This is a genomic window from Bacillota bacterium (assembly GCA_029961055.1).
Lineage (GTDB): Bacteria > Bacillota > Sulfobacillia > JAIMAT01 > JAIMAT01 > JAIMAT01.
In genome coordinates this window covers 16,913-31,754 of sequence record JASBVM010000004.1, presented here as the reverse complement: position 1 = coordinate 31,754, position 14,842 = coordinate 16,913, and the positions used below count along the sequence as shown (strand labels likewise).

Annotated in this window: 18 protein-coding genes and 1 tRNA gene; all 19 read right to left on the bottom strand. The window is 71.0% G+C overall.

All coding sequences use genetic code 11. From position 1 onward, the window contains the following. Nucleotides 1-18: 18 nt before the first annotated feature. Entirely contained in the window at nt 19-492 is a 474-nt protein-coding gene (locus tag QJR14_01185) for a spore coat protein (GenBank protein MDI3316235.1), read from the bottom strand. A 38-nt stretch (nt 493-530) separates the two neighbouring features. Continuing rightward, on the bottom strand, nt 531-722 hold the full coding sequence (locus tag QJR14_01180; GenBank protein ID MDI3316234.1) for a hypothetical protein: 192 nt from the start codon (nt 720-722) through the stop codon (nt 531-533). 209 nt (nt 723-931) lie between these two features. Continuing rightward, nucleotides 932-1,018: transfer RNA gene (locus QJR14_01175), tRNA-Leu, on the bottom strand. Between the two features lie 15 nt (nt 1,019-1,033). Next, complete coding sequence (locus tag QJR14_01170; GenBank protein ID MDI3316233.1) at nt 1,034-1,429, bottom strand: S1 RNA-binding domain-containing protein; 396 nt, start codon at nt 1,427-1,429, stop codon at nt 1,034-1,036. A gap of 83 nt (nt 1,430-1,512) precedes the next feature. After that, complete coding sequence (locus QJR14_01165; protein ID MDI3316232.1) at nt 1,513-2,028, bottom strand: septum formation initiator family protein; 516 nt, start codon at nt 2,026-2,028, stop codon at nt 1,513-1,515. 28 nt (nt 2,029-2,056) lie between these two features. Then, nucleotides 2,057-2,290, bottom strand: coding sequence for a sigma factor-like helix-turn-helix DNA-binding protein (locus tag QJR14_01160; GenBank protein MDI3316231.1), 234 nt, complete (start codon nt 2,288-2,290; stop codon nt 2,057-2,059). Between the two features lie 223 nt (nt 2,291-2,513). Beyond that, entirely contained in the window at nt 2,514-3,020 is a 507-nt protein-coding gene (gene yabQ / locus QJR14_01155; protein ID MDI3316230.1) for a spore cortex biosynthesis protein YabQ, read from the bottom strand. Between the two features lie 7 nt (nt 3,021-3,027). Continuing rightward, nucleotides 3,028-3,309 carry a sporulation protein YabP gene (gene yabP / locus QJR14_01150; protein ID MDI3316229.1) on the bottom strand — a complete coding sequence of 94 codons (282 nt, stop codon included), beginning with the start codon at nt 3,307-3,309 and terminating at the stop codon, nt 3,028-3,030. Nucleotides 3,310-3,349: 40 nt separating this feature from the next. Further along, on the bottom strand, nt 3,350-3,652 hold the full coding sequence (locus QJR14_01145) for a S4 domain-containing protein (protein MDI3316228.1): 303 nt from the start codon (nt 3,650-3,652) through the stop codon (nt 3,350-3,352). 83 nt (nt 3,653-3,735) lie between these two features. Beyond that, nucleotides 3,736-4,014, bottom strand: a complete 279-nt coding sequence (locus tag QJR14_01140; GenBank protein MDI3316227.1) for an HU family DNA-binding protein — start codon at nt 4,012-4,014, stop codon at nt 3,736-3,738. Nucleotides 4,015-4,087: 73 nt separating this feature from the next. Beyond that, nucleotides 4,088-4,912 carry a nucleoside triphosphate pyrophosphohydrolase gene (mazG, locus tag QJR14_01135; GenBank protein MDI3316226.1) on the bottom strand — a complete coding sequence of 275 codons (825 nt, stop codon included), beginning with the start codon at nt 4,910-4,912 and terminating at the stop codon, nt 4,088-4,090. A gap of 98 nt (nt 4,913-5,010) precedes the next feature. Then, nucleotides 5,011-5,559 (bottom strand): stage V sporulation protein T, encoded by a 549-nt coding sequence (spoVT, locus tag QJR14_01130; protein ID MDI3316225.1) that lies wholly within the window; start codon nt 5,557-5,559, stop codon nt 5,011-5,013. Nucleotides 5,560-5,667: 108 nt separating this feature from the next. Beyond that, a complete protein-coding gene (gene mfd, locus QJR14_01125) occupies nt 5,668-9,162 on the bottom strand; it encodes a transcription-repair coupling factor (GenBank protein MDI3316224.1) in 3,495 nt (1,164 codons plus the stop codon). Then, nucleotides 9,159-9,788: an aminoacyl-tRNA hydrolase gene (gene pth, locus QJR14_01120; protein MDI3316223.1), complete on the bottom strand. Its 630-nt coding sequence runs from the start codon at nt 9,786-9,788 to the stop codon at nt 9,159-9,161. The genes mfd and pth overlap by 4 nt, the downstream gene beginning before the upstream one ends. Further along, nucleotides 9,778-10,401, bottom strand: coding sequence for a 50S ribosomal protein L25 (locus QJR14_01115; GenBank protein MDI3316222.1), 624 nt, complete (start codon nt 10,399-10,401; stop codon nt 9,778-9,780). The genes pth and QJR14_01115 overlap by 11 nt, the downstream gene beginning before the upstream one ends. Before the next feature lie 87 nt (nt 10,402-10,488). After that, entirely contained in the window at nt 10,489-11,481 is a 993-nt protein-coding gene (locus QJR14_01110) for a ribose-phosphate pyrophosphokinase (GenBank protein MDI3316221.1), read from the bottom strand. Beyond that, entirely contained in the window at nt 11,478-12,869 is a 1,392-nt protein-coding gene (gene glmU / locus QJR14_01105) for a bifunctional UDP-N-acetylglucosamine diphosphorylase/glucosamine-1-phosphate N-acetyltransferase GlmU (GenBank protein MDI3316220.1), read from the bottom strand. The genes QJR14_01110 and glmU overlap by 4 nt, the downstream gene beginning before the upstream one ends. Before the next feature lie 17 nt (nt 12,870-12,886). Beyond that, nucleotides 12,887-13,813 carry an ABC transporter permease gene (locus QJR14_01100; GenBank protein MDI3316219.1) on the bottom strand — a complete coding sequence of 309 codons (927 nt, stop codon included), beginning with the start codon at nt 13,811-13,813 and terminating at the stop codon, nt 12,887-12,889. 2 nt (nt 13,814-13,815) lie between these two features. After that, nucleotides 13,816-14,790 carry an ABC transporter permease gene (locus tag QJR14_01095; protein ID MDI3316218.1) on the bottom strand — a complete coding sequence of 325 codons (975 nt, stop codon included), beginning with the start codon at nt 14,788-14,790 and terminating at the stop codon, nt 13,816-13,818. Between the last annotated feature and the right edge of the window lie 52 nt (nt 14,791-14,842).

Here is a 14,842-nt window from a genome sequence, read left to right as displayed (position 1 = left end):
CGACGAGCGGCAAACCGCTCAGGCCCCCGGGCCACCCGGGCGGAAGCCGCCCTGCGGCCAGCCGTACCCGGTTCCACCCCCCGCGGGCAGCGGCTCGCCCGGCCGCACGTCGGGGCGGTTCCAGCCGGGGCCCGGACCGAGCTGTCCCCAGTTGCCCCCGTCCGCCATGGTGCCGGCCGGCGCCCCGGCGAAGCGCCCGGGCCGGTTGGCCCAGACGCTGCCCAGGTCGCTTCGCATCCGATCGAGGGCGTTGCGGAACCAGCCGATCGTCTGCGGGTCGGCGTTGCGCGGGTTGTACCAGTTGTGCCGGTTCATGTAGTTGAAGACGTGCTCGGCGGCCCGGATCGTGTCGTCCGCCGACCGTTGCAGCTCGTTGCGCACGCCGCCCGGCATCATCTCCAGCGTTGCCCGGACCAGCATCTCGGCCATCCGCTTCTCGGTCATCAGGACATCACCGGCGATGTCCTTGTCGCCGACGGGAAGAGCTTGCATCGTCTCCGTCTCACCCCCGTGTCCCTGCATCCGCTTCCTTACATCATCGTGGAGACCGCGTCGGCCAGCAGGTCGAGATGGTGTCTGTGCATGCTGGCCAGGTCCTCGCAGACGCGCTTCAGCTCCGTGTCGCCGGCCAGTTCGCTGTAGGCGAGGTACTTCTTGGCCGCCTCCTGCTCGGCCTTGGCGCACTCCTCGAGCCACCAGCTCTCCGTGTACGTGATTGCCAAGCAGCTCCCCCCTCGCCGGAGCGGGCCCTCGAAGAGCCACCCATCGGCTCCGCTTCCGGAAATCGTGACCGCTTCCAGTCTTCCCGGGGGACGGGCGCCTATGCGCCTTCCCGCAGCGGCTTCGGCGCCGCGCGGCGGGCGGGGATTCTCGGGGAGGTTCCTGCCGGATGGGGAAAGAAAAGCCCGCGGCGCACGCCGCGGGAGACAGCTGGTGCCGGGAGGGGGCCTCGAACCCCCACGCCCTCACGGGCAAGCGATTTTAAGTCGCCCCTGTCTGCCTCTTCCAGCACCCCGGCAGACGGCTCTCGCCCTCAGTGGCCGCGACCGCCACGCTTGCCCTCGGCCCGCCGGCGGGCGTCGCGTTGGCGCTCCTCGCTCTCCTTCATGAACCGGGCCAGCTTCTCCTCGAAGCTTTGCGGACCGCGCCTGTTGCCGCGGGACCGCCCGCCCTTCGGCTTGGGTTTCCAACCTTCCTGCGCTTGCCGGATGGAGAGGCCGATGCGCTTCGCCACCGGGTCGACGGACAGCACCTTCACCCGTACATGGTCCTCTTTCTTGACAAAATCCTCGATGTTCTCCACGTACTCGTCGGAGACTTCGGAGATGTGGACCAGTCCGGTCTCCCCGGTCGGCAATTGGACAAAGGCGCCGAAGTTGGTGACACCCGTGACGACGCCCTCCACCACGCTGCCGACTTCCAACGCCATGCGGTCGGCTCTCCTCCTCCGGCTCTCGTTTGCATTGATTCTAGCTCAGCACCGGCAGGGGGTCAAAATGCCCGCCGTCCGGCTCAACGGGAGAGCAGCGCGCCCAGGGCTGCCCCCAGGGAAGAGGCGGCCCCCGGCAGCTGGCGGCTCGCCCCGGGGCCGGAAGCGGGGACCGCCGGAGTCGGCTCCCCGTCCAGGCGGTAGACGGTCTCGCCGGGGCGGACCAGGCCGAACTCGCTGCGCGCCCTCTGCTCCATGTAGGCCAGGCTCCCCCGCCTGGCCACCTCGGCTTCCAGGGCGCGATTGCCGGCCGCCTCCGCCTGGACCATCTGCTCCGCCGCCGCCAGCTGCCGCTGGATTTCGAGCAGCCGGACGCCGGCCGTACCCAGGTGGAAGAGAAGCGCTCCGCCGGCCAGAAGGGCGACCAGCCTGCCCGGGCGGGTGAGGCGCAGTTTCGGCCCTCTCTCCGGCTGCGGCGACGGTCGAGGCCGGGGACGCTGGAGCGGCCGCGCCGAAGCCGCAGCCCTCGCGCTCGCTGTCGCCCAGCCGGCCTCCTGCGCCTCGGGGAATCCGGTCGCACGCTCGCTGGCTGGACTCATGGCGTCTCACCGTCTCCTTCCTCCGTCGTCATTCGTCGCCGCCCGCCTCGTCCGCGGCGCTCAGGCCCAGCGGGTCGCCCTCCAGGACGATGACGACCTGATACCCCTTGCTCCGTGCGCGGTTGAGCAGGGTCGAGACGGTGGCGGAAGCCAGCGAGAGGGCCGTCGCGATCTCGTCGGTCGACCGGCCCATCTCCTTCAGCGCCACCACCTGTCGCTCCCGGAAGCTGAGGCGTTCCACGCCCCGGATCTCGACCCGCACAAGCCTGCCCCCGTCCGAGGTTGTTCACAGCTGTGGAAAAGACTGTGTACAAATTCAGTACAACCTGTGTACACGCTGGGGATGTTCGCGAGGCGGCTCGCGATCCCTGCCGGCAGGGAGAAGCTCGTCTTCTCCCGTTTCGTGCCAGCGGCGGGCGGCGCTCCGTACCTCGGGTGGAGGCGAAGGCGGGGACGGCCGGCCGGGGGGAGGGCGGCTTCGCCTCCTAGCGGCGCCGGCGGCGAAGGCGGCGCCAGAGGCGCCGCAGGCGCCGTCCCGGCGGACGCCGGCCCCGGGCGCAGCGGAGCCGGCGGGCGGTCGCGCGGAGGAGATGGCCCAGCGCTCGCCGCAGCGGCAGCAGGGCGTGCCGGCCGAGCCATCGGAGCAGACGGCTCGAAGCCCGGCCCAGGGCGCGGCGCAAAGCCAGGAGGGCGCCCAGGATCACCGGGCTGGCCAGCGAGAAGTAGAGGGCGATGCCGGTGGCCGCACCGAGCAGCGGGTAGAGGCGGAACTCCAGCCAGTTGCCGAGGGTCATGGCGACGGCCAGGAGCAGACCCGCCACCAGCCAGAAGAGGAGGTCGAGCAGATCGCTCCTCCAGGAGCGCCGGCCCCCGGGGCCGCGCAGGGCGCGGAAGAGGTCGTAGAGCAGGCCGACGGCGTTCCCGGCCAGGACGGTCAGGAGGAAGACGTAGATCTGCCCGCCCAGGAGGTCGGGAGAGGCAGGAACCGGCACGGTCGTCTCAGCGCGTCATGCGCGCCAGGAGGCCCCGCCCGCGCTGCCTGAGCGCCCTCGACTCGCGGTACTCCAGGGCGGAGATCTCGCCCTCGATGGCGAACTCGCTGGCGTCCAGATCCAGCTGGCGGATGTGCAGGTTGCTCCCCCGGATTTGGAGGAGGCCCAGCGGCGTGGCCAGCAGCGCCTGGTTCTCGTCGAAGTTCTCGACGTTCTCGACGCCGACGACGCGCAGGCTGCTCCGGTCGACGAGGTGGAGCTCGTGCCGGCCCTGTTCCGTCTTCTCCATGCCCGCACCCCCGTCCGCCCCTTCGTCGCTGCATCCTATGTCACGCGGACGGGGCCGTATCACGCCCCGGGTCGGAGGCGGGGTCCGCCGGGGGCGGGGCCGAGGGGGATGGCACCATCTGATAGGAAGGCTCCGGGGATCCCGGACGCGGCTCGGCCTCCAGGACGGTCAGTTCCAGCTCCCTGCCCCCCAGCAGCAGGCGGAGACGATCGCCCGCCCTCACCTCGCTGGCCGGCTTGGCCAGGCGCCCGTTGAGCCAGACGCGACCGGCCTGGCAGAGCTGGCTGGCGACGGCCCGCCGCTTGACCAGGCGGCTCGCCTTCAACCACTTGTCCACGCGCACCTCCACTCGCCCCCTGGAAGGACGAAGCGGGCGGGCTCAAGCGGCCCGCCCGCGATTCTGTCGACCGCCTCGAGCGCGGGACCTCAGCGCTTGGTCACCATCTCGCGGAGCGTCTTGCCGGCCTTGAAGGTGGGCACCGCGTTCCCGGGGATCTGGATGGTCTCGCCGGTGCGCGGGTTGCGGCCGACGCGGGACTTCCGCTGGCGAACCTCGAAGGTGCCGAAACCGACCAGAGAGACCCGATCACCGTCGGCCAGGGCTTCCTGGATCCCGTCGATGACGGCGTTGATCACGCGCTCCGAGTCTTTCTTCGTCAGGCCGGTCTTGTCGGCGACCGCTGCCACCAGGTCGTTCTTGTTCAAGGTCGAATCGCTCCCCCGTGAGAGTTTTCGGAAGCGGTATTCGCGTCCGCCTCCCATATTCCTCCCAAATCCGTCAGTCGCAAGCCTCGTGTTTGCTTCTCTCCGCCCCCGCCCCGCCCGGATCGGTCAGCGCCTTCGCCTGTTGCCAGAGTTTCTCCCACTCCTGGGCGTCGAAATCCGCCATGGAAGAGGACGCCAGGCGCTCCATGGTCTGAAAGCGGCGGACGAACTTGCGGTTGGCACGGGCCAGCGCCAGCTCCGCATCCACCCCATACCATCGGCACAGGTTGACCGCGGTGAAGAGGAAGTCGCCGGCCTCCTCCTCGCGCGCGGCCGGATCCGGGGCCTGCTTCCACTCCTCCGCTTCTTCCCGGAGCTTCCTCCAGACGCTCTCCGCCGACTCCCAGTCGAAGCCGGCGGCGGCGGCCCGCTCGCCGATCTCCTGCGCCGCCGCCAGGGAGGGCTGCTCGAAGGGGGGACGTCCCAGCACCGAGCCGGCGCCTTCCTCGCCGGACCCCGCCTTGATCCGCTCCCAGTTCCGTTCCACCTCCTCCGCCGTCTGGAGCGATGCGTCACCGAAGACGTGGGGGTGGCGCCGGATCAGCTTGGCGGTGAAGTGGTGGAGCAGGTCGTCCAGCGTGAACTCGCCTGCTTCCTCGGCGATGGCGGCGTGAAGCAGCACCTGCAGCAGGAGGTCGGCCAGCTCGTCCTTGACCGCCTCGGGCCGCCCCTCATCCACGGCGGCGACCAGCTCGTACGCCTCCTCCACCGCGTAACGGCGGAGCGAGCGGTGATCCTGCCGGCGGTCCCACGGGCAGCCGTCCGGCCGGCGGAGGCGCTCCACGGTGCGGACCGCCTCCAGGAACGCTCGGGCGACCGCCTCTTCGCGGTCTTCCATGCGACGCCTCCCCCGAAACCCGGTCCTTCGGGCGGGATCCGCGGAAGCGGCCGGAGCCGGGGCATGGATCGCCCCGGCTCCGCCTCCCTGCAGCTCCCTCATTGTTCCATCTGCTTGCCGAGCACGCTGGCCGCCGCACTGACCAGCTTCTGCTCCGTCTCTCCCATGCTCGCCCCAGGCTCGCGTGAGCAGAGGACCACCGCACCGACCGGGTCGCCCAGGCTGACGATGGGGGCGACGGCATAGGCGGTGATGTGCCCGTTCACCTCGTCGTCGGGCGGGAGCAGCGTCTCCTCACCCCCCTGGCCGACGACCACCTGGCGATCCGCCATGGCCTTCTCCACAGCCGGACCGACCCGCTTGTCCATGAACTCCTTCTTGGCGGTTCCCGCCACGGCGATGAAGACGTCGCGGTCGGAGACCAGAGCCACGTGCCTGGAGACCTCGTGCAGGGACTCGGCGTACTCCTTGGCGAAGTCGCTCAGCTCGCCGATGGGCGAGTACTTCTTGAGGATCACCTCGCCGTCCCGGTCGACGAAGATTTCCAGCGGATCCCCCTCGCGGATGCGGAGCGTCCGGCGGATCTCCTTGGGAATGACCACTCGGCCCAGATCGTCGATCCGCCGGACGATGCCGGTAGCCTTCATGTCTACCCCCCCTCCCGCACCGCCCTCCCGGATAGTGTACGGGTGCGTTTCCATGGTTTATTCGACGCCGGCCGCCGCGCGCCGCCCGGCTTCCTCCGCGCCCCACCTTCAGCGGACGCTGGCCGCGTCGGCTCCGGCCCGCCGGCTCCAGCGCCGGACCCCCTCCAAGGAAGCCACCGCCTGCAGCACCTGCTGCACCCGCCCCAGGAGCTCGTCGCCCTGCACCCCACCCAGCGGGATGCGGAAGCCGACGCTGCCTCCCGCGTCCACCCGGGCCCGGCCGACCCCCGGCACGGTCAGGCCGTGGAGCTCGCCCTTCAGCCCGCCGCTCAGGAAGCCGGCGAACTGGACGTGGAGCTCCCGCCGCTCCTGGGTCAAGGCCAGGATGCCCAACTCCGTGGCGAGTACCCGCAGGCGGGCCAGTTCGAGAAGGTTCCGGACCTCCGCCGGCGGTTCGCCGAACCGGTCGACCAGCTCCTCCGCCAGCTCGTCGACCTCGTCGGCCTGTTCCACCCGCTGCACCCGCTTATACAGTTCGATCTTCTGCCTGGGATCGCGCACGTATCCGTCGGGCACGTACGCGTCCACGGCCAGCTCGACGGTCGCGCGCGTGGCCGGCGCGGTCCGCTCCCCACGGAGCTCGCGCACCGCCTCCTCCAGCATCTGCGCATACAGCTCGAAGCCCACCGAGGCGATGAACCCGTGCTGTTCCGCTCCCAAGATATTCCCCGCCCCGCGGATCTCCAAGTCCCGCAGGGCGATGCGGAAGCCGGAGCCCAGCTCGGTGAAGTCCTTCAGCGCCTCCAGCCGCTTCTGGGCCGCCTCCGGCAGCACCCTCTGGCGCCGGTAGGTGAAGTAGGCGAAGGCGACCCGGTCGGAACGGCCGACCCGGCCGCGCATCTGGTAGAGCTGGGCCAGCCCGAAGCGGTCGGCGTCCTCCACCACCAGGGTGTTCACCCGCGGAAGGTCCAGCCCGTTCTCGATGATGGAGGTGCAGACGAGGATGTCCGCCCGCCCCTCCAGGAAGTCCATCATCACCTGCTCCAGCCGCTCATCGGAGAGCTGGCCGTGCGCCACCAGCACCCGCGCCTCCGGCACCATCCGGCGGACGCGCTCGTAGGCCTGGTCGATGGTCCGCACCCGGTTGTGGACGTAGTACACCTGCCCGTGCCGGGCCAGCTCCCTTTCCAGCGCCTCGCGCACCAGCGCCTCGTCGTATTCGACCACATAGGTCTCCACCGGGAAGCGGCCTGCAGGCGGGGTCTCGATCACGCTCATGTCGCGGATCCCTGCCAGCGACATGTGGAGCGTCCGCGGGATGGGGGTGGCGGTCAGCGTCAGCACGTCCACCGAGCTCTTCAGCTTCTTCAGGAACTCCTTGTGCTCCACGCCGAAGCGCTGCTCCTCGTCCACGATCACCAGGCCCAGGTCCTTGAAGGCCACGTCCGGCTGGACCAGCCGGTGGGTGCCGATCAGGACGTCCACCTCGCCGCGCCGCGTGGCCGTCAGGATCGCCTCCTGCTCGGCCGTGGAGCGGAAGCGGCTGAGCACCTCGACCCGGACGGGGAAGCCGGCCAGGCGCTGGCGGAACGTCACGTAGTGCTGCTGCGCCAGCACCGTGGTCGGCACCAGGACGGCCACCTGCTTCCCGTCCATCACCGCCTTGAAGGCGGCGCGCAGCGCCACCTCCGTCTTGCCGAAGCCCACGTCGCCGCAGAGCAGCCGGTCCATGGGCCTGGGCCGCTCCATGTCCCGCTTGATCTCTTCCACGGCGCGCAGCTGATCGGGCGTCTCCTCGTAGGGGAAGCTCTCCTCGAACTCCCGCTGCCACGGGGTATCGGGCGAGAAGGCGTGGCCTTCCACCGCCTGGCGCGCCGCGTAGAGCTGGAGAAGCTCGTCGGCCATCTGCCGGACCGAGCGGCGGACCCGTTCCTTGACCCGCTCCCACTCGTTCCCGCCCAGCCGGTAGAGCCTCGGCGCCCGGCCCTCCGTGCCCACGTACCTCTGGACCGAGTCGATCTGCTGGGTGGGCACGTAAAGCCGGTCGCCGCCCTCGTACTCGAGGATCATGTAGTCGCGCCGCACGCCCTGGACCTCCATGGGCTGCACGCCCAGAAAGCGCCCGATCCCGTGCTGGACGTGGACCACGTAGTCCCCGGTGCGGAGATCCTCCCAGCGGGAGAGCGTCTCACCCACCGACTCGAGGCGCGGGCGCTGGCGGCGCAGGCCGGGCTGGCGGCCGCGGAGCTCCGCCGCCGTCAGCACCACCAGGCGGAGGCCCGGCAGCTCGAAGCCGCTGCCCAGTCGCCCCTCGACCAGCCGGATCGCCCCCTCGGGCAGCTCGCACTCGCCCGAGGGCGCCTCCACCGGCTCCAGGCCCGCCTCCCGCAGCTGCTCGGCCAAGGCGTGCCGCTGCGCCTCCCCCTCCAGGACGACCAGGCAGCGCTGGCGGCGCGCCCGCCAGCGCTCCATCTCCTGGGTGACCAGCGTCATCTGCCCGCGGAAGGTCGGGATCGACCGGGAGCGGATCTCCACCGGCCGCTCCTCCGTCGCCGACGGGGCCAGGCCGGAGAGATCGGCCCCCGGCCAGTCGCGCCACAGGGCCGTCACCCGCTCCGGCGCCAGCTGGAGCTGCTCCTGCCCCGGCTCGAGCTCCCCCTTCTCGGCCAGCCGCCCGATCCGCTCCTCCCACTCGCGGCGGATCCCTTCCAGCCGATCGCGCAGCCGGCCCGGCTCCACCGCCAGGGTGACCGCCCCGCGGGGCAGGTAGGCCTCCAAGCCGACCGCCCCGTGGATCAGCGGCAGGAAGCGGGAGGGATCGCCCCCGCCGCCCAGTTCCTCGCGGGCCTCCGGGCTCAAGCGATCCCCGGCGCGCTCCACGGCCGACTCCCGCTCCTCCCGGCTGGCCTGGACCTCCCAGGCAGGGGAGAGGAGGACACGCTCCAGGTGGGCCAGGGATCTCTGGCTCTCCAGGTCGAAGACGCGGATCGAGTCGACCACATCGTCGAAGAACTCGATCCGGATCGGCTCGGCCGCCGGGGGATAGACGTCCAGGATGTCGCCCCGCACGGCCAGCTGTCCCGGACCGTCCACCCGCTCGACCCGCTCGAAGCCTGCCTCGACCAGCCGCGCCGCCAGCGACGCCGGCTCCGCCCGATCCCCGGGCTCCAGGTCGACCAGGTAGCGCCGGAAGACGGCGGGCGGTTCCAGCGCGCGGGTCAGCGCGTCCACCGGAGCCAGCACCAGTACCGGCTCCCTGCCCAGCAGGGAGCTGAGCACCTCCAGCCGCGGCGCCAGCAGGTCCCAGGAGCGAGCCTCCAGCCGGTAGAGGGTCACCTCCATGGGAGGGAGCACGAGCACCCGTTTCTCCGGCCGCCACCAGCTCAGGTCCCGAGCCAGCTGCTCGGCCTGGCGCAGGTTGGGCACCACCGCCAGCAGCGAACGCTGCTCCAGGGCGCGCGCCAGCATGGCCATGGTCATGGGCAGGCTTCCTCCGGTCACGCCCCACAACCAGGCCCTGCGGTTCTTCCGGATCACGTCCAGCAACCCGGGCGTCTCCGGCCTCGCCAGCCACTCCCGGTAGATCCGATCCCAGATGTTCAACCCCGCAGCATTCCTCCGCCTCCGCCCGCCTCTCCGCCGCCGCTCCGGTTCGCCTGGTTCATGGCCGCTTCCAGCCCCCTCTCCAGGACCAGCCGGACCACGTCGGAGGCCTTCTCCACGGCCTGCTCCAGAACGGCCTCCTCCTCCGGCGCAGGGGCTCCCAGCACGTAGGCGACCACATCCTCGCCCGCAGGCGGGTGGCCGATGCCGATCCGCAACCGTGCGAAATCCGGACTGCCCAGCGACTCGATCAGCGACTCGACTCCATGATGCCCCGCCGCCCGTCCGCCCCTGCGCAGGCGGAGCCGCCCGCAGGGCAGGTCCATGTCGTCGTGGACCACCAGAAGCCGGGCCAGGGGTACGCGCCAGCGGGCCAGGACCGCCCGCACGGCCTCGCCGCTGAGGTTCATATAGGTGAGAGGCTTGACCAGGATCGCTCCCTCAGCCGTTCCCGCAGCCGGCAGTTCGGCCCACAGGTAGCGCTCGCGACGCCTCCACCTCAGGGCATGGCGCTGGGCCAGGCGGTCGAGCGCCCGGAAGCCCAGGTTGTGCCGGGTGGTGGCGTACTCCGGCCCGGGATTGCCCAGGCCGACCACGGCCCAGCGCCCGGTCGCCTCACTCGCCACCCTCGCCGCCGGCGGCGCCCTTCTCCTCGGTCTTCCCGGCCTCGGCGCCGCTCTCCTCGGACCCCGTCTCCTCGGCCTGCGGCAGGGTGATGGAGAGGACCGGCTCCTCCGCCGGCGTGATCCGGCGGACCCCTTCGGGCAGCCGGAGCTCCCCGGCCGTCAGGGTGGTGCCGGGCTCCAGGCCGCCGACGTCGACAGCCACCTCCTCCGGCAGCGCGGAAGGAAGCGCCTCCACCTCCACCGCGCGCAGCAGGCGCTCCACGATACCGTGCCTCTTGACCAGCTCCTCCTCGCCGGTGATCACGATGGGGACCTCCGCGCGAACCGGCCGGTCGAGGGCGACCCTGTGCAGGTCGACGTGGAGCAGGCGACCGGAGACGGGATGCCGTTGGACCTCCGCCACCATGGTGGGGGCGAGGCTTCCTTCCAGTTCCAGATCGAGCAGGCCGTGCGCGCCCCCCTGCCCCATCAGCTCCTCGAACTCCCGCCGGTCGAGGGAGATGGGCTGGCTCTCCCCCTCGCCGTAGACCACCGCGGGCAACCGGCCCTGCCGGCGCTCCCGGTTGGGATGCCCGGCCTGGCGCGGCTGGGCGTGCAGCACGGGACGTTCCAATGTTCGCACCCTCCATTTCCTATTCCCGGGCTCGCGCCGGCGCGCACCGGGCGCGCCGGCCGCTTCGCGGATTCACGGAAACCAAGCTTACAGCATGCTGGGCGGGTCGTCGAACAGGGCGCTGACCGACTTGTCGCTGTGGATGCGGCGGATCGCCTCCGCCAGCAACGGGCCGGTGGGGAGGACGGTGAGGCGGCCGTCGATGCGACTCCGCTGCGGCTGGGCGATGGTGTCGGTCACCACCACCTCCTCCAGGCCGGCCTCCGCCAGATTCTTCCATGCGTCACCCGAAAAGACGGGGTGGGTGGCGCAGGCGATCACGCGCCGTGCGCCGCGGCGCTTCAGCTCAAGGCTTCCTTCCTTGACGGTGCCGGCGGTGTCGATCATGTCGTCGACGATGATGGCGTCGCGGCCGTCCACCTCCCCGATCACGTGGGTCACCTCGGCCACGTTGGGCTCGGGCCGGCGCTTGTCCAGGATCGCCAGACCCACACCCAGGCGGTCGGCCATGTCGCGGGCCCGGGGCACGCCGCCGGCGTCGGGCGAGACCACCACCGCGTTCCGGTCCAGCCCCTTCTCCCGCAGGTACTGGGCCAGCAGCGGCACACCGGAGAGGTTGTCCACCGGCACGTCGAAGAAGCCCTGGATCTGCCCGGCGTGCAGGTCGACGGTCAGCACCCGGTTGGCTCCCGCGACGGTGATCAGGTTGGCGACCAGCTTGGCCGTGATGGGCTCGCGCCCCCGCGTCTTCCGGTCCTGGCGCGCGTAGCCGTAGAAGGGGACGACCGCGGTGATGCGGCCGGCCGAGGCCCGCCGCAGCGCGTCGATCAGGATCAGCAGCTCCATCAGGTTGTCGTTGACCGGCTGGCTGGTGGGCTGAACCACGAAGACGTCGATGCCACGGACGTTCTCGCGGATGGAGACGCGGATCTCCCCGTTGGAGAAGCGACCCACCTCCACGTTCCCCAGCGGTACCTTCAGGTAGTCGCAGATCTCCTGTGCCAGGTGCGGGTTGGCGTTGCCCGAGAAGATCTTCAGCCCGCTGAAGGGGCGGTCTTCGGCTTCCTCGTGGTGGCTCACCGCTCCTCCCCCTCGGAACCGGTGCGTTCCTGCCGCCGCCGCACCCACTCGGCCTTGTTGGTCTGGCGTTCCCGCGCGATCGCCAGCGCCCAGGCCGGCACGTCCCGGTCGAGCGTCGACCCCGCCGCCACGTAGGCGCGTTCGCCGATGCTCAAGGGAGCGATCAGGTTGGCGTTGCAACCGATGAAGGCACCATCGCCGATCTCGGTCCGGTGCTTCCTCTGCCCGTCGTAGTTGACCGTCACCACGCCGGCCCCGATGTTCACCCCCGCTCCCAGGTCGGCGTCGCCGATGTAACTGTGGTGGTGGATCTTGGTCCCGGCCCCTACCCGGCTGTTCTTCACCTCGGCGAAGTTGCCCACCAGCGCGGCCTCGCCCAGCTCGACCCCCGGCCGGAGGTGGGAGAACGGGCCGACGGAGGCGCCTCTCCCGATCCGGCTCGACTCGACCACCGAGAAGAGGACACGGGCCCCCTCGCCCACCTCGCTGTCGACCAGGTAGGCGCCCGGCCCGACCCGCGCCCCCGCGGCCACGCGGGAGCGGCCCAGCAGCCAGCTCATGGGCTCGACGCGGGCATCGGCTCCGATCTCGACGTCGGGGCCGATCCACGTGCTCTCCGGGTCGACGATGGTGACGCCCTCCGCCATCCACCGCGCCACGATCCGCCGTCGCAGCCAGGCCTCCGCCTCCGCCAGCTGGCTCCGGTCGTTCACCCCCTCGAACTCCTCCCGGCGGCCGGCTCTCCATACGGCGACGCGCCCGCCGGCCTCGCGGATCTTCGGCAGCGCGTCCACCAGGTAGTACTCCCCCTGGGCGTTCCGCGGCTCCACCCGGCGAAGGGCGGCGAAGAGGGGCTCGGCCTCGAAGACGTAGAGGCCGGCGTTCACCTCCCGGATCGCCCGCGTCGCCTCGTCGGCGTCCGCCTCCTCCACGATCCGAAGGAAGTCGCCCTGGGCCGAACGGACGATCCGCCCGTACCCGTCGGGATCCGCCGGCTCCATGCTGGTCAGCGTGGCGGCGGCGCGCGCCCGGCGGTGCTCCCCGAACACCCCCTGCAGCTGTTCCGGCCCCAGCCGTGGCATGTCCCCGTACATCACCCAGAGCACCGCGTCCCGGGGGACCAGCGGCTCCACCTGGCGGAGCGCGTCGCCGGTCCCCCTCGGTTCCGGCTGGACGACGTAGGTGCAACGGTCGCCCAGGTAGCTCTGGATCGCCTCCCCCGCCGGCGGCACCACCACCAGGATCAGGTCGGCTCCGGCGCCCTCCGCCGCCCGCACCCCATACTCGAGCATCGGCAGCCCCAGCAGCGGGTGCATCACCTTGGGCAGCGCCGACCTCATCCGCTTCCCCTGTCCGGCGGCCAGGATGACCGCCACCCTTCGCTCCACCGCCGTCTCCGCCCCCGTCAGCTGGACTCGCTTGGATCATAGGGCACGCCGTCCGCCGCCGGGGCGGTGGTCCGTCCCACCACGCCCGCCAGCGCCACGATGGTGGCCACGTAGGGGAGCATCAGAACCAGGTCCTTGGGAATGCCCAGCCCCTGCAGGTTGAAGGCGATGGAACTGGCAAACCCGAAGAGCATGGAGGCTCCGAAGGCGCCCAGCGGCGTCCAGCCGCCGAAGATCATGGCGGCCAGGGCGATGTACCCCCGTCCGTTGCTCATGTTGACATTAAAGCTGTTCAGCGCCCCGATCGAGAGGTAGGCGCCCGCCAGGCCGGAGAAGAACCCGGAGAGGAGGACGCCCAGGTAGCGGATGCGGTAGACGTTGATACCGGCCGCGTCCGCCGCCTGCGGATGCTCCCCCACCGCGCGCATCCTCAGCCCGAGCCGCGTGTGGAACAGCAGGAAGTGCGAGAGCACGAGAAGGATGAAGAGGGCGTAGATCAGCACGTTCTGGCGGAAGAGCACGGGCCCCAGCCAGGGGATCGAGGCCAGGAGCGGGATGCTCACCGTGGGCAGCTGCGGGGTGTTCACGGGGGTGCCGCCGTAGCCGAAGATCGTGTTGAGCAGGTAGCCGGTCAGCCCCATGGCCAGCGTATTGATGGCCATGCCCAGGATGATCTGGTCGGCCTTGAAGCGGATGGCACCCCAGGCGAAGAGCAGCGCGAAGAGCATGGCGCTGACCACGCCCACCCCGAGGCCGAGCCAGGCGTTGTGCAGCGCCCAGGCACCCAGGACCGAGAAGAAGGCGCTGATCAGCATCAGCCCCTCCATGGCGATGTTGACCACGCCGGTCCGCTCCGAGAAGGTGCCGCCCAGCGCCGCCAGGGCGATGGGCGCGCCCCAGCTGATCGTCCCCACCCAGGTCTGCACGCCCAGGAAGTCGCCCAGGCTCACGCCGCCACCTCCTTCCTGTTCCTGCTCCTGCGCAGCAGCCAGGCGATGATGGCATCGGCGGCGATGAAGAAGATGATGATGCCCTGCACCACGTCCACCAGCTGCGAGGGGACGCCCGCCGAGAGCTGCATGTAGGAGGCGCCGGTGGAGAGCGCGCCGAAGAGGAGCGCCGCTCCCAGCGTCGCCCACGGGTCGTTCTTGGCCAGGAGGGCGACGACGATGGCGGTGAAGCCGTAGCCGGCGGTGAACGAGTCGTAGAGCCTGTGGTTGACGCCCAGCACCTCCACCGCCCCGGCCACGCCCGCGAAGGCGCCGCTCAGGCCCAGCGCCAGCACCGTCGTCGCGGCCACGTCGATCCCCGCATAGGCCGCCGCCCGCGCGTTGAAGCCGACGGCGCGCATCCGGTAGCCGAGCGTCGTCCGCTCCAGGATCAGCCAGGCGATCACGGCCGCGCCCAGCGCGATGAAGAGCCCGGCGCTCAGCTGCGTCCGCGGCACCAGAAGCGGCAGGAAGGCTGACGGCCGGATGTCCGGCGAGACCGGCGTATAGCCCGGGGCCTGCATCGGTCCGCCCTCGAGGAGGAAGTGGCTCAGCTGGATGGCCACGTAGGTCATCATCATCGTCGTGATCACTTCGTGCGCGCCCGTGTACGCCTTGAGCAGGCCCGGGATCAGCGCCGCCCAGACCGCCCCGGCCGCCGCCCCGGCGAGGAGCGCCAGGGTGACGTGGAGGACGGGAGGAAGCCCGCCTACGGCGTAGCCCACCCACGTGGTGGCGATGGACCCGGCCCAGAACTGCCCCTCCGCACCGATGTTGAAGAGCCCGGAGCGGAAGGCGATGGCCACGCCCAGGCCCGTCAGCATCAGCGGCACCGAGTGCGCCAGCGTGGTGGCGATGTTGAACGGGGTCCCGAAGGCGCCCACGAAGAGGGCGGCATAGGCGGGGAGCGGGCTGTAGCCGCTGAGCACCATCACCACGGCGCCGATGAGGAGCGAGAGCAACACTGCCAGGACGGGGATCAGC